At 68.8% G+C, this 21,269-nt stretch carries 22 protein-coding genes; 18 read left to right on the forward strand and 4 right to left on the reverse strand.

The window, feature by feature from the left end; genetic code table 11:
* The first annotated feature begins 40 nt into the window (after positions 1-40).
* The 5 genes from A6I89_RS13190 (at position 41) to prcA (ending at position 3,971) form a co-directional block, all read left to right on the forward strand.
* Positions 41-427: a nitroreductase family deazaflavin-dependent oxidoreductase gene (locus tag A6I89_RS13190; protein WP_172504528.1), complete on the forward strand. Its 387-nt coding sequence runs from the start codon at positions 41-43 to the stop codon at positions 425-427.
* A 55-nt stretch (positions 428-482) separates the two neighbouring features.
* Complete coding sequence (dop, locus tag A6I89_RS13195; protein WP_005513231.1) at positions 483-1,982, forward strand: depupylase/deamidase Dop; 1,500 nt, start codon at positions 483-485, stop codon at positions 1,980-1,982.
* Positions 1,983-2,113: 131 nt separating this feature from the next.
* The gene (locus A6I89_RS13200) at positions 2,114-2,308 is read left to right on the forward strand and encodes a ubiquitin-like protein Pup (RefSeq protein WP_005513229.1); all 195 of its coding nucleotides are present in this window, start codon (positions 2,114-2,116) and stop codon (positions 2,306-2,308) included.
* Positions 2,309-2,424: 116 nt separating this feature from the next.
* Complete coding sequence (gene prcB, locus A6I89_RS13205) at positions 2,425-3,180, forward strand: proteasome subunit beta (protein ID WP_226347397.1); 756 nt, start codon at positions 2,425-2,427, stop codon at positions 3,178-3,180.
* Positions 3,177-3,971, forward strand: a complete 795-nt coding sequence (gene prcA / locus A6I89_RS13210) for a proteasome subunit alpha (RefSeq protein WP_005513225.1) — start codon at positions 3,177-3,179, stop codon at positions 3,969-3,971. Before prcB ends, prcA begins: the two co-directional genes overlap by 4 nt.
* Here the strand turns inward: prcA and A6I89_RS13215 are convergent.
* Entirely contained in the window at positions 3,968-5,386 is a 1,419-nt protein-coding gene (locus tag A6I89_RS13215; RefSeq protein WP_022595939.1) for a bifunctional phosphatase PAP2/diacylglycerol kinase family protein, read from the reverse strand. The two genes, prcA and A6I89_RS13215, sit on opposite strands and share 4 nt — an antisense overlap.
* A 117-nt stretch (positions 5,387-5,503) precedes the next feature.
* On the opposite strand from A6I89_RS13215, the gene pafA reads away from it, so the two are divergent.
* From pafA to A6I89_RS13255, 8 genes are all read left to right on the forward strand, one after another.
* A complete protein-coding gene (pafA, locus tag A6I89_RS13220) occupies positions 5,504-6,862 on the forward strand; it encodes a Pup--protein ligase (RefSeq protein ID WP_005513222.1) in 1,359 nt (452 codons plus the stop codon).
* Between the two features lie 88 nt (positions 6,863-6,950).
* The gene (locus A6I89_RS13225; RefSeq protein ID WP_005513221.1) at positions 6,951-7,964 is read left to right on the forward strand and encodes a helix-turn-helix transcriptional regulator; all 1,014 of its coding nucleotides are present in this window, start codon (positions 6,951-6,953) and stop codon (positions 7,962-7,964) included.
* A complete protein-coding gene (locus A6I89_RS13230; RefSeq protein ID WP_005513220.1) occupies positions 7,961-8,944 on the forward strand; it encodes a helix-turn-helix transcriptional regulator in 984 nt (327 codons plus the stop codon). Before A6I89_RS13225 ends, A6I89_RS13230 begins: the two co-directional genes overlap by 4 nt.
* A 229-nt stretch (positions 8,945-9,173) precedes the next feature.
* A complete protein-coding gene (tatA, locus tag A6I89_RS13235) occupies positions 9,174-9,446 on the forward strand; it encodes a Sec-independent protein translocase subunit TatA (protein WP_005513218.1) in 273 nt (90 codons plus the stop codon).
* A gap of 70 nt (positions 9,447-9,516) precedes the next feature.
* Positions 9,517-10,470, forward strand: a complete 954-nt coding sequence (gene tatC, locus A6I89_RS13240) for a twin-arginine translocase subunit TatC (RefSeq protein WP_005513216.1) — start codon at positions 9,517-9,519, stop codon at positions 10,468-10,470.
* Complete coding sequence (locus tag A6I89_RS13245) at positions 10,467-13,163, forward strand: DEAD/DEAH box helicase (RefSeq protein WP_022595945.1); 2,697 nt, start codon at positions 10,467-10,469, stop codon at positions 13,161-13,163. The genes tatC and A6I89_RS13245 overlap by 4 nt, the downstream gene beginning before the upstream one ends.
* A gap of 104 nt (positions 13,164-13,267) precedes the next feature.
* On the forward strand, positions 13,268-13,531 hold the full coding sequence (locus A6I89_RS13250; protein WP_013416028.1) for a DUF1876 domain-containing protein: 264 nt from the start codon (positions 13,268-13,270) through the stop codon (positions 13,529-13,531).
* A gap of 195 nt (positions 13,532-13,726) precedes the next feature.
* Positions 13,727-14,443, forward strand: coding sequence for a DUF4333 domain-containing protein (locus tag A6I89_RS13255; protein ID WP_022595946.1), 717 nt, complete (start codon positions 13,727-13,729; stop codon positions 14,441-14,443).
* A gap of 15 nt (positions 14,444-14,458) precedes the next feature.
* Here A6I89_RS13255 and A6I89_RS13260 read toward each other — a convergent pair whose 3' ends face one another.
* On the reverse strand, positions 14,459-15,403 hold the full coding sequence (locus A6I89_RS13260; protein ID WP_044990979.1) for a 5'-3' exonuclease: 945 nt from the start codon (positions 15,401-15,403) through the stop codon (positions 14,459-14,461).
* Positions 15,404-15,439: 36 nt separating this feature from the next.
* Between A6I89_RS13260 and A6I89_RS13265 the strand changes: the two genes are divergently transcribed.
* Complete coding sequence (locus A6I89_RS13265) at positions 15,440-16,594, forward strand: M24 family metallopeptidase (RefSeq protein ID WP_022595950.1); 1,155 nt, start codon at positions 15,440-15,442, stop codon at positions 16,592-16,594.
* Between the two features lie 12 nt (positions 16,595-16,606).
* Here A6I89_RS13265 and A6I89_RS13270 read toward each other — a convergent pair whose 3' ends face one another.
* Together A6I89_RS13270 and A6I89_RS13275 are read right to left on the reverse strand one after the other, a co-directional pair.
* Positions 16,607-17,074, reverse strand: a complete 468-nt coding sequence (locus tag A6I89_RS13270; protein WP_013416032.1) for a hypothetical protein — start codon at positions 17,072-17,074, stop codon at positions 16,607-16,609.
* A 105-nt stretch (positions 17,075-17,179) separates the two neighbouring features.
* Entirely contained in the window at positions 17,180-17,593 is a 414-nt protein-coding gene (locus A6I89_RS13275) for a PPOX class F420-dependent oxidoreductase (RefSeq protein WP_005513206.1), read from the reverse strand.
* Between the two features lie 44 nt (positions 17,594-17,637).
* Between A6I89_RS13275 and A6I89_RS13280 the strand changes: the two genes are divergently transcribed.
* The 4 genes from A6I89_RS13280 to A6I89_RS13295 are packed head-to-tail and all read left to right on the forward strand — an operon-like array spanning position 17,638 to position 21,141.
* Positions 17,638-18,393, forward strand: a complete 756-nt coding sequence (locus A6I89_RS13280) for a decaprenylphospho-beta-D-erythro-pentofuranosid-2-ulose 2-reductase (RefSeq protein WP_022595954.1) — start codon at positions 17,638-17,640, stop codon at positions 18,391-18,393.
* The gene (cbiE, locus tag A6I89_RS13285) at positions 18,390-19,634 is read left to right on the forward strand and encodes a precorrin-6y C5,15-methyltransferase (decarboxylating) subunit CbiE (protein ID WP_080668407.1); all 1,245 of its coding nucleotides are present in this window, start codon (positions 18,390-18,392) and stop codon (positions 19,632-19,634) included. Before A6I89_RS13280 ends, cbiE begins: the two co-directional genes overlap by 4 nt.
* Positions 19,631-20,380 carry a precorrin-4 C(11)-methyltransferase gene (cobM, locus tag A6I89_RS13290; RefSeq protein ID WP_005513203.1) on the forward strand — a complete coding sequence of 250 codons (750 nt, stop codon included), beginning with the start codon at positions 19,631-19,633 and terminating at the stop codon, positions 20,378-20,380. The genes cbiE and cobM overlap by 4 nt, the downstream gene beginning before the upstream one ends.
* A gap of 8 nt (positions 20,381-20,388) precedes the next feature.
* On the forward strand, positions 20,389-21,141 hold the full coding sequence (locus tag A6I89_RS13295) for a cobalt-precorrin-6A reductase (protein ID WP_005513202.1): 753 nt from the start codon (positions 20,389-20,391) through the stop codon (positions 21,139-21,141).
* Positions 21,142-21,269: the final 128 nt, after the last annotated feature.

Here is a 21,269-nt window from a genome sequence, read left to right on the forward strand (position 1 = left end):
AAGTGGGGATACGCTGGCGTGGACGAGAGGTGGTGACGCCGTGCCCCTTCCACGTTCACTCGCGCGGGCCAATCGGGTGGGACTCAATCGGGTCGTGGTCCACATCGCCGGACGAATTCCCGGCTTCGCGCTGATGCATCACCGCGGCAGACGCTCGGGCCGGCCGTACACGACCCCCGTCAACGCGTTTCGGATCGGAAACGGCTATCGATTCGCCCTGACCTACGGTTCCGGCAGCGACTGGGTTCGCAATGTGCTCGAGGCGGGGGAGTGCGACGCCACCGTTCGGGGATGCACCGTGCATCTCGTCGATCCTCGCCTCGAGAAGGATCCGGGCGCGCGATGGGCACCGGGTCCGGTGGCGGCCGTGCTGCGCCGAATCGGTGCGGACACGTACCTCCAGTGCCGGATCGACGAGTCCCGATGACTATCTCGATGCCGTCGTCCGGATGCGGAGGCGTCTGACGATCTAGGCTCGTGCCATGCAGCGGATCATCGGTATCGAGGTCGAGTACGGCATCTCATCGCCCGGAGAGCCTTCGGCGAACCCGATTCTGACCTCCACGCAGGCGGTCCTGGCGTATGCGGCGGCGGCCGGCGTGCCGCGCGCCAAGCGCACGCGATGGGACTACGAGGTCGAGTCGCCGCTACGGGACGCACGTGGATTCGACCTCGGACGGCTCAACGGCCCCGCGCCGGTGATCGACGCGGACGAGGTGGGTGCGGCCAACATGATCCTCACCAACGGTGCGCGTCTCTACGTCGATCACGCGCATCCCGAGTACTCGGCCCCCGAGGTCACCGACCCGCTCGATGCCGTCATCTGGGACAAGGCGGGTGAGCGGGTGATGGAGGCTGCGGCCCGGCACGCGTCGAGCGTTCCCGGGGCGCCCCGACTGCAGCTCTACAAGAACAACGTCGACGGCAAGGGCGCGTCGTACGGGACGCACGAGAACTACCTGATGTCCCGGGAGACGCCCTTCTCCGCGGTGATCGCGGGGCTGTCACCGTTCTTCGCGTCCCGGCAGGTGATCTGCGGCTCGGGACGCGTCGGTATCGGCCAGTCCGGGGACGAAGCCGGGTTCCAGCTGTCGCAGCGCGCCGACTACATCGAGGTGGAGGTGGGCCTCGAGACGACGCTCAAGCGGGGCATCATCAACACCCGCGACGAACCGCACGCGGACGCCGACAAGTACCGCCGACTGCACGTGATCATCGGCGACGCGAATCTGGCGGAGATGTCGACGTACCTCAAGGTCGGTACGACCGCTCTGGTGCTCGACCTCATCGAGGCCGGAGTGGATCTCACCGATCTGCAACTCGCGCGACCCGTCACGGCGGTCCACCACATCAGCCACGACCCGACACTGCGGGCCACCGTGGCACTGGCGGACGGACGTGAGCTCACCGGACTCGCCCTGCAGCGGATCTACCTCGATCGCGTCGCCAAGCATGTCGATCGCGAGGGCGACGACGATCCTCGCGCGGCCGACATCATCGACAAGTGGGCGATGGTGCTGGACTTGCTCGAACGCGACCCCATGGAATGTGCACACCTGCTGGACTGGCCGGCGAAACTGCGTCTGCTCGAGGGATTCCGCAGTCGCGAGGGGCTGGCGTGGTCGGCGCCTCGGTTGCACATGATCGACCTGCAGTACTCCGACGTGCGACTCGAGAAGGGCCTGTACAACCGCTTGGTCGCGCGTGGGTCCATGGAGCGCCTGGTCTCCGAACAGCAGGTGCTCGACGCGGTACACAACCCGCCGACCGATACCCGCGCGTTCTTCCGCGGCGAATGCCTGCGCCGCTTCGGTGCCGACATCGCCGCGGCCAGCTGGGATTCGGTGATCTTCGATCTCGGCGGCGAATCGCTCGTACGGATCCCGACACTCGAGCCGCTGCGGGGCAGTCGCGCCCACGTCGGGAAGCTCCTCGACTCGGTGGATTCGGCCGCTGAGCTGGTGGAGCAGCTTACGAACTGATCACACCGGCGAATCGCGCCGCGTGCTTGCCGCCCCACGGTCACTGTCGGTCGGTAGGGTTAGGGTCCGAGCAGTACGGACGGCCGGAGGGTTGCTCCGGCAGGTCCGAGGTGAAGAGGAGGTCGGTGGCTATGGCCCAGGAGCAGACCAAGCGCGCTGGTGGTGGCGACGACGACGATGCCCCGATCGGCGAGGGCGCAGCCGGGCAGGAACGGCGTGAAAAGCTCGCGGAGGACACCGACGATCTGCTCGACGAGATCGACGACGTGCTCGAGGAGAACGCCGAGGACTTCGTGCGTGCGTACGTCCAGAAGGGCGGCCAGTGACGGCGGGTCGTGCAGGGGTGCCGTCGACCGTCGGCGGCCTCGGTGCCGGACTCGGATCGGGGTTCGCCTCGAACCTGTCCTCGTTCACCGAGTACCTGCGTCTCCACGCGCCGGAAATGCTGCCCGGCAATCGAATCGACATGAACGGCAACGGCCCGGACGGTGACGTCGCGCCCCACGGCACGACGATCGTCGCGTTGACGTTCGCGGGCGGTGTCGTCATCGCCGGCGACCGGCGCGCCACCATGGGCAATCTCATCGCGAGCCGCGACGTCGAGAAGGTGTTCGTCACCGACGACTACTCCGCAGCGGGCATCGCCGGCACCGCCGGGGTGGCGATCGAGCTGGTCCGGTTGTTCGCCGTCGAGCTCGAGCACTACGAGAAGATCGAGGGCGTCCAGTTGACGTTCGACGGCAAGGCCAACCGGTTGTCGTCGATGGTGCGCGGCAACCTCGGTGCCGCGATGCAGGGCCTCGCGGTGGTGCCGCTGCTCGTCGGTTTCGACCTGGACGCGCCCGACCCCGAACGGGCCGGCCGGATCGTGTCGTACGACGTCGTGGGTGGACGGTACGAGGAGCGGGCCGGCTACCACGCCGTCGGATCCGGATCGCTGTTCGCGAAGTCATCGCTCAAGAAGCTGTACCGCGAAGGCGCCGACGAGGACTCGGCCCTGCGGATGGCGATCGAGGCGCTCTACGACGCCGCCGACGACGATTCCGCCACCGGTGGACCCGACCTGGTGCGCTCGATCTATCCGACGGCGGTGTCCATCACCTCGGCCGGCGCGGTGAACGTGCCCGCCGAGCGGACCGCCGAACTGGCGCGCACAGTAGTCGCTGGCCGCACCGAGGAAGGACGCACCCCGCGATGACGCTGCCGTACTACGCCTCAGCCGAGCAGATCATGCGCGATCGCTCGGAGTTGGCGCGCAAGGGAATCGCGCGCGGTCGCAGCGTCATCGTGCTGACCTACGCCGACGGCGTCCTGTTCGTCGCGGAGAACCCGTCCACGGCGCTGCACAAGGTCAGCGAGCTGTACGACCGCCTGGGCTTCGCCGCGGTGGGCAAGTACAACGAGTTCGAGAACCTGCGCCGCGCAGGCATCGTGCACGCGGACATGCGTGGCTACTCGTACGACCGTCGCGACGTGACCGGCCGGTCGCTGGCGAACGGCTACGCCCAGACGCTCGGGACGATCTTCACCGAGCAGCCCAAGCCGTACGAGGTGGAGATCTGTGTGGCCGAGGTCGGCCCGCAGGAAGGGCCGCGGCACGCCCAGCTCTACCGGATCACCTACGACGGTTCGATCGTCGACGAGCAGCAGTTCGTCGTGATGGGCGGCACCACCGAGCCGATCGCGTCGGCTCTGCGTGAGTCGTACCGCCCGGGAATGGATCTGGCCGAGGCCGTGTCGGTCGCGGTGACCGCACTGCGGGACGGAACTCCCTCCGGCAACGGCGATTCCGAACGTCGAGCGCTCGGGGTCACGGGCCTCGAGGTTGCCGTGCTGGATCAGTCCCGGCCGCGCCGCACCTTCCGCCGCATCGCGGGGGCTGCGCTCGAACCACTGTTGCCGGCACCGTCCGCGCCGAAGCAGGAGTCCGCGGAAGGCGGCGAGGCCGGCGGTGCTCCCGATACCGGGAACACCACCGGGTCCGACTAGAGCCGGCGGTAGAGCACCACGCGCCGGGGTTCACTGCGGAACTCGAAACGGCGACCGTCGGCGACCACCTCGCCGTCGGTCGCCAACGCGACCGGGTCGCCGTCGATCTCGATGGACACCGAGGGTGCATTGCGGTGCGCGTACGTCGGTGAGGTGCCGAGTGTGCCGGTGAGCGCGGCGGCAACGAGCCTGATCCGGGAGAACCGGTGGTCGGCAAGCAGATACCGCACGTCGAGGGTGCCGCGGTGGATCTCCGGTCGCGACATCGGTACCTGGTCGGACGGAGTGTAGCGGCCGTTCCCGACGAAGAGCATCCAGATCGCGTGCTCGGCGCCGTCGATGGTGACCTTCAGCGGCTGCGCGGACTTGAGCACCCTGGCCATGGCGAGAGCGGCCGCCGGCCACTTGCCCAGCCGGGGCTGCCAGCGCTCACGCAGTCGCACCGAGTCCGGGTAGCCGCCCAGGCTCGCGGTGTTCACGAACGTGGCCTCCTCGCCGCCGTCCACCCGGATCCGGCCGAGATCCACCAGTTCGGCGCTGCCGTCGGCTATCGCGGCCGCGGTCGATGCGACGTCGCCGACACCGGCGTCCCGAGCGAAGTGGTTCAGCGTGCCGCCCGGAAAGACCGCGAGCGGAACGTCGTGGCGGACGGCGGCTGCGGCCACCGTCACCACCGTGCCGTCGCCTCCGCAGACCCCCAGCGCCTTCGGGGAGCGCGCGGCGACGATCTCGTCGATCTGGGCGGCGAAGTCCCGGTCACCGTCGAACTCGACGATCCGAGCCTTGGGCAGCGCCTGCTCGACCTCGGTACGGACGGCGTCGTCGTCGCTGCCGGACCCGGGGTTGACGAACACGACCATGCCGTCGCCCTCGACCAGCGCCTGCGTCGTGCGATCCGGTCCCAGCGTCGCGGGCTCCTCGTCCCGCACTGCCCACCATCGCCTCGTAGCGAGGGCGACTGCGGCGCCGACACCGGCACCGACCGCGATGTCGGACGGCCAGTGCACGCCGGTGTGCACGCGCGAGTACGCGACTGCCGCGGCGAGCGGTGCGAGCGCAACGCCGGCGGCGGGGTATTCGAGCGCGACGGCGGTGGCGAATGCGGCCGCGGATGCGGAGTGGCCGGACGGGAACGACGACGAGCGCGGCGCGGGCAGTCCGCGTCGAACCGTGAACTCCGGGGTGCCGGCGGGCGGGCGGCGTCTCGGGAAGACGGGCTTGAGGACCGCGTTCGACAGCGCGCTGGCACCGGCCACCGCGAGGACGCCGCGGACCGCGGCGCGCCGGGCGCGGCCACCGGCCAGTCCCATGCCTGCCGCGACACCCATCCAGAGGACGCTGTGGTTCGCGGCGTTGCTCAGTGTCCGCAGCCCGCCGTCGAACCCCGAGGGCGGTAGATCGGCGCTCAGACGCATGAGTATCCGGTCGGTACGTTCGGGGAAACATCTCACTTCGGCCACGTTCCCACCCTAGGGCCGCGAGGCTGTTCGCGAACGGCAAGGCAAACGCGCTCGGCGCTGTACTGTCGAAGTGTGCAGCGACGAATCATGGGAATTGAGACCGAGTTCGGTGTCACCTGCACCTTTCACGGTCATCGACGGCTGAGTCCGGACGAGGTTGCCCGCTACCTCTTCCGGCGGGTGGTCTCGTGGGGCCGCAGTTCCAACGTCTTCCTCCGCAACGGTGCCCGGCTGTATCTCGATGTGGGATCACATCCCGAGTACGCGACGGCCGAGTGCGACAGCCTCCTCCAACTCGTGAACCACGACCGCGCGGGCGAACGCGTGCTCGAGGACCTTCTGGTCGACGCCGAGCAGCGCCTGGCCGAGGAGGGCATCGGTGGGGACATCTACCTGTTCAAGAACAACACCGATTCGGCGGGCAACTCGTACGGCTGCCACGAGAACTTCCTCGTGGTCCGCGCCGGGGAGTTCTCCCGGATCTCGGATGTGCTGCTGCCGTTCCTGGTGACCCGGCAGTTGATCTGCGGCGCCGGCAAGATCCTGCAGACGCCGAAGGCGGCGACGTTCTGCCTGTCGCAGCGCGCGGAGCACATCTGGGAGGGTGTCTCGTCGGCGACCACCCGTTCGCGGCCGATCATCAACACCCGCGACGAACCGCACGCGGATGCGGAGAAGTACCGACGTCTGCACGTGATCGTCGGCGATTCGAACATGGCCGAGACCACCACGATGCTCAAGGTCGGTACCGCGGCGCTGGTCCTCGAGATGATCGAAGCCGGGGTCCCGTTCCGCGATTTCGCGCTGGACAACCCCATCCGGGCGATCCGTGAGGTGAGCCACGACCTGACCGGCCGCCGCCCCGTCCGGCTGGCAGGCGGGCGGCAGGCCAGTGCGCTCGATATTCAGCGGGAGTACTACTCGCGGGCCGTCGATCATCTGCGCACCCGCGAACGCGATCCCCAGGTGGACCAGGTGGTCGATCTGTGGGGCCGCACGCTCGACGCCGTGGAGAGCCAGGATTTTGCGAAGGTCGACACGGAGATCGACTGGGTGATCAAGCGCAAGCTGTTCCAGCGCTACCAGGACAAGTACGGCATGGACCTCGCCGATCCGAAGATCGCCCAGCTCGATCTGGCCTACCACGACATCAAGCGTGGTCGTGGGGTGTTCGATCTTCTGCAGCGCAAGGGACTCGCCAAGCGGGTGACCGAGGATGAGACCATCGAGGCCGCCGTGCAGACTCCGCCGCAGACGACTCGGGCGAAACTGCGCGGCGAGTTCATCGCGGCGGCCCAGGACGCGGGTCGCGACTTCACCGTCGACTGGGTGCATCTCAAGCTCAACGATCAGGCACAGCGGACCGTGCTCTGCAAGGACCCGTTCCGCTCGGTCGATGAGCGGGTGGAGCGGCTCATCGCGTCGATGTGACCGACGCGGTTGCTCGCCCGGTCCGCTGCGGGCGAAACGACCGTTTTGTTACCGCCCGGTCTGCTTTGCGGCCGCTACTCTTCTCCGAGTGGCGACCACCAAAGTCGAACGGTTGATGAATCTCGTCATCTGCCTGTTGTCGACCCGACAGTTCCTGACCGCCGAGAAGATTCGCGAAAGCGTCGTGGGCTACCACGACTCGCCCAGCGACGAGGCGTTCAACCGGATGTTCGAACGGGACAAGAGCGAACTCCGGGACCTCGGCATTCCGCTCGAGACCGGTCCGGCGAACCGCTTCTCGACCGTCGAGGGATACCGCATCAATCGCACGGCGTACGAGCTGCCCGAGGTGGATCTCGACAGCGGCGAGGCAGCCGCGGTGGCGGTCGCGGCCCGGCTCTGGGGCTCACCGGAGATGATGTCGACGTCGCAGAGCGCGATGATGAAGCTGCGAGCCGCCGGCGTCCAGGTGGACGCGGACGTCGACTCGGTCCCGGTGGCCGCAGTTCCGGCTCGGACCCGGGGGTCGGAGTCTGCTCTGCGGCAGTTGCTCGAGGCGATCGACGCCGGTCGGAGGGTCACCTTCCGGCACCGCAGTGCACCCACCGATCCGTACATCGAGCGAACCGTCGAGCCCTGGGGTGTCGTGACCCTGCACGGTCGGTGGTATCTCGTGGGCCACGACGTCGATCGAGATGCGACGCGCACCTTCCGGCTGTCGCGGATCAGCGAGCCCGTTGCCGCGGTGGGCCCGGCGAACGCCGTCCGCAAGCCTGCCGACGCGGACCTGCGTGGCATCGTCGATGCCGTCACCGGTGCCGGTTCGGCAACCGGCACCGCGACGGTGTGGGTGGCCGCGGGCCGAGCGTACGAGCTGCGACGGCTCGGAACCGTGCGGGAGGAGCGGGAACTCGGCGGACGTGCCGGAGTGGTCCTCGACCTGCCCGTCCGGTCGTGGGGCTGGACGGCCAGGCTGATCGCCGGCCACGGTTCGGATGCTCTGGTCCTCGCGCCGGACTCACTGCGCGCGGACGTCAAGGAGAAGCTGCGGTTCGCGGCGGGCGAGACGTCGGCGACCGACGAAGGGGGAGACGTCCGATGACAGCCGGACTGTCGCGGCTGGCGCGACTGCTGAACATGGTTCCGTACTTCATCGCGAATCCGGGGATCAGCAAGGAGGCGGCAGCCCGGGACCTCGGCCTGAGTGTCGCGAATCTGACGAAGGACCTGCAGCAACTGTTCGTGTGCGGGCTTCCCGGCTACGGTCCCGGCGATCTGATCGACCTGTCCTTCGAGGGCGACACCGTGTCGGTGATCTTCTCGGCGGGAATCGATCGACCGTTGCGGCTGACGTCGACCGAGGCGACGGTACTGCTGATCGCCCTGCGGTCGCTCGCCGAAATGCCGGGCATGGTCGACCCGTCGGCCGCGCAGAGCGCGATCGCGAAGATCGAATCGGCCGCGGGCAGTGCGGCGCGACGAGAAGGCGCCGGCAGCGACGACCCTGCGGTGGAAGACGGCGATCGGGCCACCCGGGAGAACCCGGTGGCCGCAACCGTCCGGGATGCGCTGCAACACGACCGAGCGCTGCGCCTGACGTACTACTCCGCCTCGCGTGACGCGCTCACCGAACGCGTCGTCGATCCGATCCGTTCGCTGCTCCTGGACGACCACACGTACCTGCAGGGGTGGTGCCGGCAGGCCGAGGGTGTGCGGCTGTTCCGATTCGACAGGATCGACGCGGCGGTCGAGTTGGACGAGCCGTCGCAGCCGCCCGCGCAGGCACTCGGGACGGACGAGCACCTCGAGTTGTTCAGTCCGGACGGCGATCTTCCCCAGGCGGTGCTGCAGGTGTCCGCCGACCACGGTTGGATCCTCGAGAACTACCCCCTCGATCCCGTTCGCACGCTGCCGGATCGGTCGGTCGAGGCGACGATGCGATACGGCTCGCAGGAATGGATGGCGCGCCTCGTGCTGGGATTCGGGTCGGGTGCCCGCGTGGTGGGACCTCCGGAATTGGTAGAGGCGGTTCGCCAGCGTGCGCGTGCGGCGCTGGAGGCGTACGACGCTCTCGAGACGTGACGTCCCGCTACGTCGGTGGCCGATCGTGTCGGCGTCGTTCGATCGGCCGTTCGGCCACCGCGTGAGCGTCGGAAAGTGTAATTTCGGGTTGCTGCTTCGTTAACGGCAATGCTGGTTCTGCAGCAGTGGCTCCGGTTGGTTGTTACGTCACGGTGAACTGGACATTTACCGCAAGATCGACGCACACACGTCCGGTAGCATCGTTGGCATCTGATACCTGGAGGTAATTATGGGAGCCATGAGCCCCTGGCACTGGGCCATTGTGGCGCTGGTCGTCATCATCCTGTTCGGTTCGAAGAAGCTGCCCGATGCAGCTCGCGGACTCGGACGCTCGCTGCGCATCTTCAAGAGCGAGGTCAAGGAGATGCAGAACGAGGGCAACCAGACTCAGAACGCTGCTCCGCAGCCGCCCGCCGCACCCACCGGTCAGCTTCCGACGGCGCCGGTCGACGCGACTGTCGTGGAGACGCCGCAGTCGCACACCGAGCCGAAGTCGGCCTAGTTCACGTACCACAACACACCGGGGTGAGACGCTCACCCCGGTGTCCGGCTGATCAAGGCTAGGGCCCACTGTGCGAATTCCGTTCGACCCGCGTCGCAGCAGACGCAGGACAAATCCAGACGGCACGATGTCGCTCGTCGATCACCTGTACGAGCTGCGGACGCGACTGATGATCGCGGTCGCCGCGATCATCGTGACGACGATCATCGGATTCGTCTGGTACTCGACCCGCATCCTCGGGATCGAGAGTCTCGGCGAACTCCTGCGTGGTCCCTACTGCTCGCTGCCGTCGTCGAGTCGTGCGGATCTGAGTAACGACGGGGCGTGTCGACTGCTCGCCACCGGTCCGTTCGACCAGTTCATGCTCCGCTTCAAGGTCGCCATGACAGCCGGAATCGTCCTGGCGTGCCCGGTGTGGCTGTATCAGATCTGGCGGTTCGTCACTCCGGGTCTGTACGCGAAGGAACGCAAGTACGCGATCAGCTTCGTCTTCGCCGCATCGGTGCTGTTCATGGCGGGCGCGGTTCTCGCCTACGTGATCGTCGCCAAGGCCCTGCACTTCCTGATGACGATCGGCGACAACGTCCAGATCACCGCGCTGAGCGGTAACCAGTACTTCGGCTTCGTGATCAATCTGCTGATCATCTTCGGTGTCAGTTTCGAGATCCCGCTGCTCATCGTGGCGCTCAACGTCGTCGGCGTGCTGCCGTACTCCAAGCTCAAGGCGTGGCGCCGGGGGCTCATCATGGCGCTGTTCGTGTTCGCCGCAGTCGCCACGCCGGGCCAGGATCCGTTCTCGATGTTGGCTCTCGCGCTCGCACTGACCGTTCTGTTCGAGATGGCAGTGCAGATCGCCCGCCTCAACGACAAGCGCAAGGCCCGCCGGGAAACCGAGAACTGGGGTGACCTGGACGACGAGGACGCCTCTTCGATCACGGCTCCGTCGCCGATCGAGGGCACCGCACCGGTCCAGGCGTCCGCCGCTCCCAAGACCCCGGCGCAGGACTACTCGGACACGCTGTGACCACGAATGATCGACTCGCGTCCTTCACCTCCCAGCTGAGTTTCCCGCTCGACCCGTTCCAGCTCGAAGCCTGCGCCGCACTGGAGGCGGGGCACGGTGTGCTGGTGTGCGCACCGACCGGGGCCGGCAAGACGGTGGTCGGCGAGTTCGCCGTCCACCTGGCGCTCGAATCCGGCCGCAAGTGCTTCTACACGACGCCGATCAAGGCGTTGAGCAATCAGAAGTTCAACGAACTCTCCGCGCGCTACGGCAGCGACGCGGTGGGTCTGCTCACCGGTGACACCAGCATCAACTCCGACGCGCCCGTGGTGGTCATGACCACAGAGGTGCTGCGCAACATGCTCTATGCGGACTCGCCGACCTTGCGTGGCCTGTCGCATGTGGTGATGGACGAGGTGCACTACCTCGCCGACCGGTTCCGCGGCGCGGTGTGGGAGGAAGTGATCCTGCACCTGCCCGAAGACGTCCGGCTGGTGAGCCTCTCGGCAACCGTGAGCAACGCCGAAGAGTTCGGCGCATGGATGGAGACGGTCCGCGGCGACACGACGATCGTCGTCGACGAGACACGGCCGATTCCGCTGTCGCAGCACATCCTGGTGGGCCGGCGCCTGTTCGATCTCTTCGACGCGAAGGCCGCCGCAGGTGCGAGCCACCAGGTGGTCGTCGATCCGGACCTGGTGCGGCACGTCAAGCAGAGGCTGGCGCTCGACCGGATGAACTCGTGGGAGCCGCGCGGTCGCGGCGGCTACCGGTCCAACGACTTCCGTCCGCTGCCGAGGCCCGAGGTGATCGCCCGCCTCGACGAGGAAGGCCTGCTGCCGGCGATCACCTTCATCTTCAGCCGCGCCGGGTGTGAGGCGGCGCTCGCACAGTGCGTCCGCTCGAAGTTGCGGCTGACGACTCCGGAACAGACCGCGCGGATCCGCGAGATCATCGACGAGCACACGCGCCACCTGCCGCGACCCGATCTCGAGGTGCTCGGCTACTGGAGCTGGCGGGAGGCCCTGGAACGGGGATTCGCGGCCCATCACGCCGGAATGCTGCCGGCGTTCAAGGAGACCGTCGAGGAGTTGTTCGTCAACGGCCTGGTGCGGGCGGTCTTCGCGACCGAGACGTTGGCACTCGGCATCAACATGCCCGCGCGCTCGGTCGTTCTCGAACGCCTCGTCAAGTACAACGGGGACACGCACGCGGAGCTCACGCCGGGCGAGTACACGCAGTTGACCGGGCGTGCCGGTCGGCGCGGTATCGACGTCGAGGGACACGCCGTCGTGCTGTGGCAGCCCGGCGTCGAGCCGACCGACGTCGCCGGCCTCGCGTCGACGCGCACATTCCCCCTGCGCAGCTCGTTCCGGCCGGGCTACAACATGTCGATCAACCTGGTCGACCGGATGGGCGCGGTGGAGTCGCGGGCGCTGCTCGAGCGGTCGTTCGCGCAGTTCCAGGCCGACCGGTCCGTGGTGGGCCTGACTCGATCGATCGAACGCAACGAGGCCGCTCTGACGGACCTGCGCGACAAACTCGGCGGTGCGGACGGCGAGTACTTCGAGTACTTCCGGATCCGGGAACAGCTACGCAGCCGCGAGCGCATGCTCGAACGGCAGGGCCGCGCCGACCGCCGGGGTGCTTCGGTGTCGTCGCTGGTCGACCTCCGGCGCGGCGACGTCGTCGCGATCCCCGTCGGTAAGCGCTCGGGGCTCGCAGTAGTTCTCGAACCCGATCAGAACCCCAACGATCCGCGACCGCTGGTGCTGACGGAGGACAAGTGGGCGGGCCGGGTCAGTGCCGCTGACTTTCCCGTCCCCGCGCGTTCCCTAGGGAAGCTGCGCCTACCGAGGCACGTCGATCACCGCACGGCGCGTGTGCGGCGCGACCTGGCGTCGGCGCTCCGCTCCACCGGCATCGTGCCGCCACGCCGGCCCAAGCGGGGCAAGGCCGGCCGCGAGGACAGCGAGGTCGTGGCTCTGCGTAAGGCGCTCCGCGACCACCCGTGTCATTCCCGGCCCGACCGCGAGCAGCTGAGCCGGATCGGGGAACGGTACAACCGACTCGCCCGCGAAACCGAGTCGCTGCGTCAGAAGTCGGCCGCGACGACGAATTCGCTCGCGCGGACCTTCGACCGGATCGTCGCCCTCCTCACCGAACGGGGCTTCATCTCCGCCGGTCCGGATCCGAAGGCGACGGAGGAAGGGCAGCGGCTCGCCCGGATCTACAGCGAGAGCGATCTTCTGGTGGCCGAATGCCTTCGGCGGGGCGCCTGGAAGGGACTCACCCCCGCCGAACTCGCGGGCGTCGTGTCCTCCGTCGTGTACGAGTCCCGTCAGGATGCGGACGCTCCCGATCGGGGCCCGACCGCGCCGCTGCGGCAGGCGCTGGCCGAGACAATGCGCGTGTGGGGTTCGCTGCAGGCCGACGAGATCCGGCACAAGCTCCCGGTCACCCGAGAACCGGATTCGGGATTCGTCACCGCGATCTACCAGTGGGCCAACGACGAGCCACTCGTCGACGTTCTCGTCGCCGCCGGTTCGGGTGGCAAGGAACTGGCGGCCGGGGACTTCGTGCGTTGGTGCCGTCAGGTGATCGATCTGCTCGACCAGGTTCACGCGACAGCACCCGATCCGGCCGTCGCGAAAGCAGCCGCGCGGGCCATCGGGTCGATTCGCCGCGGCGTCGTCGCGATCTCCGCGGCCTGAACGTCGCCGCCCTGGTATTTCCCGGGTGCCCGTCGTTGACTGGTTCGTAGGGGTGCCTCGCGCGTGCACGGGCGAGGCACCGGCACCGCGAGAGGAGAACGGCGATGGACGGGAAGAACTGGTCGGTGGACATCAGCATCGACGAGCACGATGCGCAGACCCGCTCGACGGCCCGCTTGCACACGGTCGAGTCCACCATCGTGGGCGTCGGCTTGGCGCGGCGGAATCCGGTCGACCGGAACGTGCCGTCGATCGGCGACGAGTTGGCGACGGCACGGGCTCTCGCCGACCTCGCGCACCAATTGATCGACAGCACGGTCGGGGACATCGAGGCGGTCACCCACGCGAGGGCGCACCTGACACAGTGAGGCGGGCCGCGAGGGTCCGGCAGTAGACACGGACGGCGTGGGGCAATGTTCCGCGTCGCTCCCTGTACTGCGTAATGTGGCAGTCGTCTCGCGCCCGGGGTGGGATTCGATCGGGGGATCGAGGAACGAGTTCCGGCGTCGGCGAGGCGTATCAGTGCGGCACAGATGGCCGCGGACCGGACACGAGGAGACGACATGAGCGGCCCGCACGGACCGAACGAATCGACCACCGGTCGGACACCCGACCGTGGTGCCGCCGAGGGTTCGGGCGCGCCGGCGCCCACCGAGCAGTTCCCCACCTACGCGTACCCCGCCGACGTCCACGGTCCCGGCAACTACCGGGGGCCCGAACAGGGACAGTGGCAGCAGAGCCAGGCCTGGGGGCAGCCGCACCAGGGCGCGCCCAACCCCAGCCCGGGGCAGCAATGGGGGCCCGCCCCACAGGGCTGGCCGCAGCAGAATCCCGGTCAGCAGCAGTGGGGTGCTCCCGGTCAGCCGCAGTGGGGGCCCGGAAACCAGGGCATGGCCCAGGGGTACCCGCAGCAGTTCGGCCAGCCCGGCAACCAGTGGGCACCACCGCAGCAGGGCCCGCGGCAGGGTGGCGGGAAGACGATGCTGTGGGTCGGGATCGGTGTCGCCGCGGTCGTGGTGGTGGCGCTGGTCGGCTGGTTACTCACTTCCGCGCTCGGCGGTAAGACTCTGGACGAGCAGGCGGCGCAGCGCGGCGTCGAGCAGATCGTCACCGAGTCCTACGGTGCGCGTTCGGTCACCGGCGTCAGCTGCCCGTCCGGTCAGAAGGTGGAGAAGGGTGCTTCGTTCGAGTGCAGCCTGACCGTCGACGGTTCACCGAAGTCGGTCAAGGTCACCTTCACCGACGACGAGGGCACGTACGAGGTCAGCCGCCCCAGCTGATCGGTCCGATGTACTTCAGGAGCGTTCGGTCGCCATCGCCGTGACCAGACGGGCGACCGAACGCTCGATTCCGAGCTCCGCCGCGACCTTGTCGAGTCGCGCCGAGTCGGCGGGCACACGCGGCAGGACGTCCGGCCGCGACAGCCGGACGTCGGCGTCGGTGACGACCCGGACGACGGGAAGGGCGGCGTCGAGATAGTCCGCGGCTGCGTCCAGTTTGGCCCGGATTCCCTTCGCGACGTCGCCGGCGGGATCGGCGGCAGCCGCCCGCAGATCGCGGAGGGAGCCGTGGCGCAGCAGGAGCGTGGACGCGGTCTTCTCGCCGACGCCTTTCACCCCGGGCAGTCCGTCCGACGAATCACCACGCAGTAGGGCGAGTTCTGCGTAGGCCGCGCCGGCCCGGTCGGCCGGGACCCCGTACTTCGCGGCGACCTCCTCCGGGCCGAACAGTTCCGCCTTCGCGAGGCCCCGCCCCACGTACAGCACCCGAACCGCGACCGGGTCGTCGGCGACCACCTGGAGGAGGTCACGGTCGCCGCTCACCACGACGACGGTATCGGTCTTCTCCTGTGCCGCAAGAGTTCCCAGCACGTCGTCGGCCTCGAGGCCCGCGGCGCCTGCCGTCGCGATGCCCGCGGCGTCGAGGACGTCCATGATCATGTCCACCTGTGGGGTGAGCGTGTCCGGCACCTCCTCGGCTGAGCCGTCTGACCCCTCCGCCACCCGATGCGCCTTGTACGACGGAACCGCGTCGACCCGGAACTGCGGTCGCCAGTCCAGATCGAGGCAGACCGCCAGACGGGAGGGCTGCGTGCGGGTGATCAGGGCGGCCACCATGTCGGTGAAACCGCGGACGGCGTTGACGGGACGTCCGTCCGGCGCGGTCATCGACTCCGGTAGGGCGTAGAACGCCCGGAACCACAGACTCGCACCGTCCAACAGCAGCAAAGGCCCACTCATGCGCCTCATCCTGCCAAACGGCACTAGCCTGGATCCATGAGTTCCCACAGCGCCGCGTCCGCCGGCCTCGACGCCTCCCGCTTCCCGACGGCGGTGTACGCCGACCGTCTGGCCCGAGCCGCGCAGGTCGCGCAGCGCGCCGGGCTCGACGGCCTGCTCGTGACACCGGGTCCGGACCTGCGGTACCTGATCGGTTCTCGCGCAGATTCGTTCGAGCGACTCACGTGCCTGGTGGTGCCGTCAAACGGGAACGCGCCGTCGGTGGTTCTCCCGAGGCTCGAGCTGGCGTCGCTGGGAGATTCGGCCGTCGCCGAACTGAATCTGCCGGTACACGACTGGGTGGACGGCGTCGATCCGTACGAGTTGGTGTCGTCGCTGCTGCCGGAGACGCCGCAGGTCGCCGTCACCGACGCTATGCCGGCGCTACACCTGGTGCCGCTGTCGCGGCGTTTCAGCGGGGTCCCCGTCCTTGCGACCGGGGTACTGCGCGAACTCCGCATGATCAAGGACGACGCCGAGATCGAGGCGTTGCGCCGCGCCGGTGCCGCGATCGACCGGGTCCACGCCCGCATGGGCGAGTGGCTGCGACCCGGTCGGACCGAGAGGGAGGTTGCCGCCGACATCACCGCAGCGATTCTGGCGGAAGGCCACACGGAGGCGGCGTTCGTGATCGTCGGATCGGGCCCGCACGGCGCCGATCCGCATCACGAGGTCTCGGACCGGGTGATCGAATCCGGCGATGTCGTCGTGATCGACATCGGGGGGCCGGTCGAGCCCGGCTACAACTCCGATTCGACCCGCACGTACGTCCTGGGGGAGCCGGATCCACAGGTGGCCGAGCAGGTTGCCGTCCTGGAGGCGGCCCAGCGCGCTGCCGTCGAGGCGGTCCGTCCCGGCGTCACAGCCGAGTCGGTGGACGCCGCCGCCCGGGACGTGCTCGCGGATGCGGGCCTGGGCGAGGTGTTCGTGCACCGCACCGGGCACGGTATCGGGCTGTCGGTACACGAGGAGCCGTACATCGTCGCCGGCAACGAGATGGTGCTCGAGCCGGGCATGGCGTTCAGCATCGAACCGGGCATCTACTTTCGGGGCCGCTGGGGTGCCCGCATCGAGGACATCGTCGTCGTCACCGCAGACGGCTGCGAGTCGATGAACCTTCGACCGCACGAGTTGACGGTCCTCCCGGGCTGAGGCGGCCGCCCGTCAGACGATGAAGTTGCCGAACGTCGGATTCGACTGACACAGCGGCAGGCTCCACAGATCGATCGTGCCGAAGACGGTGGCCCGGATGTTGCCGTGACCGGTGTAGACGGTCTTCGAGTAGTACGGGTAGGCGCCCTCGAGAGCCGCCATACCGCTCGCGCCCGTGTCGAGGTTGACCCACGCGACGGTGACCTGACCGGCGGCGGGGATCGGGGGCGCCGCCGGGAACGACTCGAACCGGATCTCACCCGGTCCGATCGGCGGATTCTGCTCGGGCCCGGTCTGTCCCGTGGCGCCGGTGAGCGACATCAGGCTGCCCTGGTTGGCGCAGCCGATGGTCATGGCCGGCGGGCCGAACGGATGCGGTGGCAATGCCTGAGCTGTCGCAGGAACCGCGACAGCCGCCAGAGCAGCGCCTGCGACCGCCACAGATCGGATGATGCATCGGGTTGTTCGTCGATCGGTCATGGCCATCCCCGTTCGGGTGCGCTGGTGACGTCCACCCACGGTACCGCCGAAGGATCCGCGGCACCGGCACTCGGACCACCGAATGCCGGTGCAAATCAGGCTATTTCACCGATCCACCAGAATCGCCGACCCCATCACGCGCTGCACCGAGATCTCGATGACGACGCGTGTCGGGTTTTCCCGGGGCGTCCGGTACCGCGCCGCATAGCGCTCGACGCCCTCGGCGACGGACGCCGCGTCCGACAGCACGCGCGCGGGCCCCTCGAGGGTGAGCCACCGGCCGCCGTCCACCTGGCTGACCGCGGCGTACCCACCGCGGTCGGCATTGCGGGCCTTCTGCGACGTGTCGTTCGTGATGATTCGGGCGATCCGGTTGTCCGGGTCCCACGTGAATCCCACCGCCACGACGTGCGGGGAACCGTCCTTGCGCAACGTCGTCAGAGTTGCGAGGTGTCGTTCGGTGAGGAACGTGCCGGCCTCGGCGGTCAGGTGGGAGGGATCGGCGGGGGTTCGGGCCATGCCCCGACGGTACTCGAGCGCGGCTGATCCAGGACACTGGAGGCATGAGTGACACGGACTATGCGCCCGGCTCGGTGGTGCTGCTCGGCGGTCGCAGCGAGATCGGTTTGGAGGTCGCGCGCCGACTGGCGCCGGGGCGGGTCGTCGTGTTGGCGGCGCGGCGCTCCGGTGATCTCGAACGGGAGACGCGCACGATCCTCGACGGGGGTGCGAAAGCGGTGCACAGCGTCGAGTTCGACGCGGACCGGGTCTCGGACCATCCGGCGGTGCTGTCGTCGATCGCCGAGCAGCACGGCCCCATCGGGGTCGCTGTGCTCGCGTTCGGGGTGCTGGGCGACCAGACCCGGGCCGAGCAGGACGCGGGCCACGCGCTCGCTGTCGTACACACCGACTACGTCGCGCAGATCAGTGTGCTGACACATCTAGCGAACCTGATGCGCGCGCACGGATCGGGACAGATCGTGGTCTTCTCCTCCGTCGCGGGGGCGCGCGTGCGGCGCGCCAATTACGTGTACGGCTCGGCGAAGGCCGGTCTGGACGGGTTCGCGAGTGGTCTGACGGATGCGCTGCACGGCAGCGGTGTCCGCGTGCTGCTGGTCCGGCCCGGATTCGTCATCGGCCGGATGACCGAGGGCATGAAGCCGGCCCCGTTCTCGAGCACCCCGCAGCAGGTGGCCGACGCCGTCGCACACGGGCTGCGCAAGGGGAGCGAACGGGTGTGGGTGCCGGGGTTGCTCCGTCCGGTGATCTTCGCGATGCGGCTGGTGCCGCAGTTCGTGTGGCGGCGGATGCCCCGGTGACTTCCTCTGCGATCGACCCGATCGTGGTCGTCGGAATCGGCGCCGACGGCTGGGACGGCCTCGCGCCGCGCGCACAGGCGGCCATCCGCGACGCCGAAGTGCTGATGGGCTCGACCCGGCAGCTGGAGTTGATACCCGAGTCGGCCGCCAAGCGGGTGGCGTGGCCGTCCCCGATGCTGCCGGCGCTGCCCGCACTGTTCGACGAACACCGCGACCGCCGGGTGTGCGTGCTGGCGAGCGGCGACCCGATGTTCCACGGGATCGGTGTCACACTCGGCCGAGTACTGGGAGCGGAACGCCTGCACGTGATCGCGCACCCGTCGTCGGTGTCGCTCGCGTGCGCCCGGCTGGGCTGGCCGCTGCACGAGACGACGACCGTGAGCCTGGTGAACCGCGACGTTTCGACGCTGGCCGCGAGCCTCGTCGACGGGCAGCGCCTGCTCGTGCTCGCCAACGACGAACACACTCCCGCTGCAGTCGCGCGGCTTCTGACCGCGCACGGCTTCGGCGACAGCACGCTGGTGGTGCTCGAGCAGTTGGGTGGCCCCGCCGAGCACGTCGTCGAGGGCCGGGCCGGCGGCTGGGATCGGGCCCCGGGCGATCCGCTCAACGTGATCGCGCTCGAGCTGCGGGCGTCGGATGCCGCGCTCCGGCTCACCCGGACGCCCGGACTGCCCGATGCCGCCTACCGCGGCGACGGCCAGATGACCAAGCACGAGGTGCGTGCCCTGACCCTCTCGACGTTGGCCCCCGCGCCGGGCGAGCTGTTGTGGGACGTCGGCGGCGGGTCCGGCACCATCGGCATCGAGTGGATGCGCACCGACCCGCGGTGCCGCGCGGTCGCCTTCGAACGCGACCCTGCCCGCGTCGCGCAGATCGTGGACAACGCCGCCCGACTCGGGGTGCCGACCTTGCGGGTACTCGGTTCGGCACCGGCTGCGTTCGCCGATGAGGCGTCGGATCCCGACGCCGTCTTCGTGGGTGGTGGGGTGACGCAGGACGGCATGCTCGACGACTGCTGGACGCGGCTGCGTCCGGGCGGCCGGATGGTCGTCAACGCGGTCACCGCGGAATCGGAGGCGCTCGTGCTGCAGTGGCACGCGCGACTGGGCGGGGACCTGCGCAAGTTCCAGATCTACCGCGGCGAACCGCTCGGCGGATTCACGGCGTGGCGACCGCAACTGCCGGTGGCGCAATGGTCGGTCGCCAAGCCGCACAGCACCGAAAAGGAAGAGCAATGACAGTCCACTTCATCGGCGCCGGACCGGGCGCCGCGGACCTGATCACGCTGCGGGCTTCGCGCATCATCGCCCAGAGCCCCGCCTGCCTGTACGCGGGCAGTCTGGTCCCGGCCGAGTTGCTGACGCTGTGCCCGGACGACGCAGAGGTGATCGACACCGCGCGACTGAGTCTCGACGAGATCATCGAGCAGATCATCGCTTTCGACGCGGCCGGACTCGATGTGGCACGCCTGCATTCGGGCGACCCGTCCATCTATTCGGCGGTGGCCGAGCAGGTTCGACGCCTCGACGCCGCCGGTGTCGCATACGACATCGTGCCCGGCGTACCGGCCTTCACCGCAGCCGCCGCCGCTCTCGGCCGGGAACTGACGGTGCCCGGGGTCTCCCAGTCGATCGTGCTGACTCGCGTGTCGACGTTGTCGACGGCGATGCCGCCGGGGGAGGACCTGCGCTCGCTCGGCCGAAGCGGGGCCACGATGGTGGTGCACCTGGGTGCGCACCGGATCGAGCAGATCGTGGAGGAACTGTCCGAGAACTACGGTTCCGACTGTCCCGCAGCGGTCGTCGCGTTCGCGAGCCGCCCGGACGAGGTGGTGCTGCGCGGCACACTCGCAACGCTGGTCGACCAGGTTCACGCGGCAGGGATCACGAAGACCGCAGTGGTGATCGTGGGGCGCGTCCTTGCTGCGGAAGGCTTCCCGGACAGCTACCTGTACTCGGCGACGCGGTCGCGCACCACGCATTGAGTGCCTCGATGCGCAGAGTCCTCGTCCTGGGCGGTACCGGCGAGGCGCGGATGCTCGCGGCGCGCCTCGCCGACGCTCCGTCGGTCGAGGTGATTTCCTCGCTCGCCGGCCGGGTGCGTGAACCGGTGCTCCCGGTCGGACAGGTCCGGGTGGGCGGCTTCGGTGGCGTCGACGGCCTGACGCACTGGTTGCGGGACAACGAGATCGACGCCGTCGTCGATGCGACGCACCCGTTCGCCGCGCAGATCACGGCGAACGCGGCCGCCGCGACCGCGCGGGTAGGGGTTCCGCTGCTGGTGCTGCGCCGCCGCGAATGGGCACCCGGACCGGGGGACGACTGGCATGTCGTACGGGATCTGGCCGCGGGCGCCGAGGCGGTGGCCGGGCTGGGGGAGCGGGTGTTCCTCACGATCGGCCGGCAGGGGGTCGACGCGTTCGCCGACGGCGACGGCTGGTTCCTGATCCGTGCGATCGATCCACCCGAGGTGCGGTTGCCGGAGAAGTCCGAACTGCTGCTCGCGCGTGGACCTTTCACCGTCGGCGACGAGGTCGCGCTGTTGCGGGAGCGCCGCATCGACGTCGTCGTCACGAAGAACAGCGGGGGAGCGCTCACGTCGGCGAAGCTCGAGGCGGCACGGAAGGTGGGGGTGCCAGTGGTGATGGTGGCCCGCACCCCGATTCCGGAGGGGATCGCGTCGACGTCCGATCTCGACGTCGCGGCCGCCTGGGCGGCCGACGGGGTGCTTCCGCTCCCGAAGTGACGTCCCGCGACTGCGATCGCGTAAGCGACGGTGGGCGAATTTCGTGCCGGACGGAAAAGTGGGAATATCCGAAGCTCACCGAAGGGTCGCGGAGCCCCCACAGTCCTATGCTGACTCACCTCCCGACA

The sequence above is a fragment of the Prescottella equi genome, assembly GCF_002094305.1.
In the GTDB taxonomy this organism is placed as follows: domain Bacteria; phylum Actinomycetota; class Actinomycetes; order Mycobacteriales; family Mycobacteriaceae; genus Prescottella; species Prescottella equi.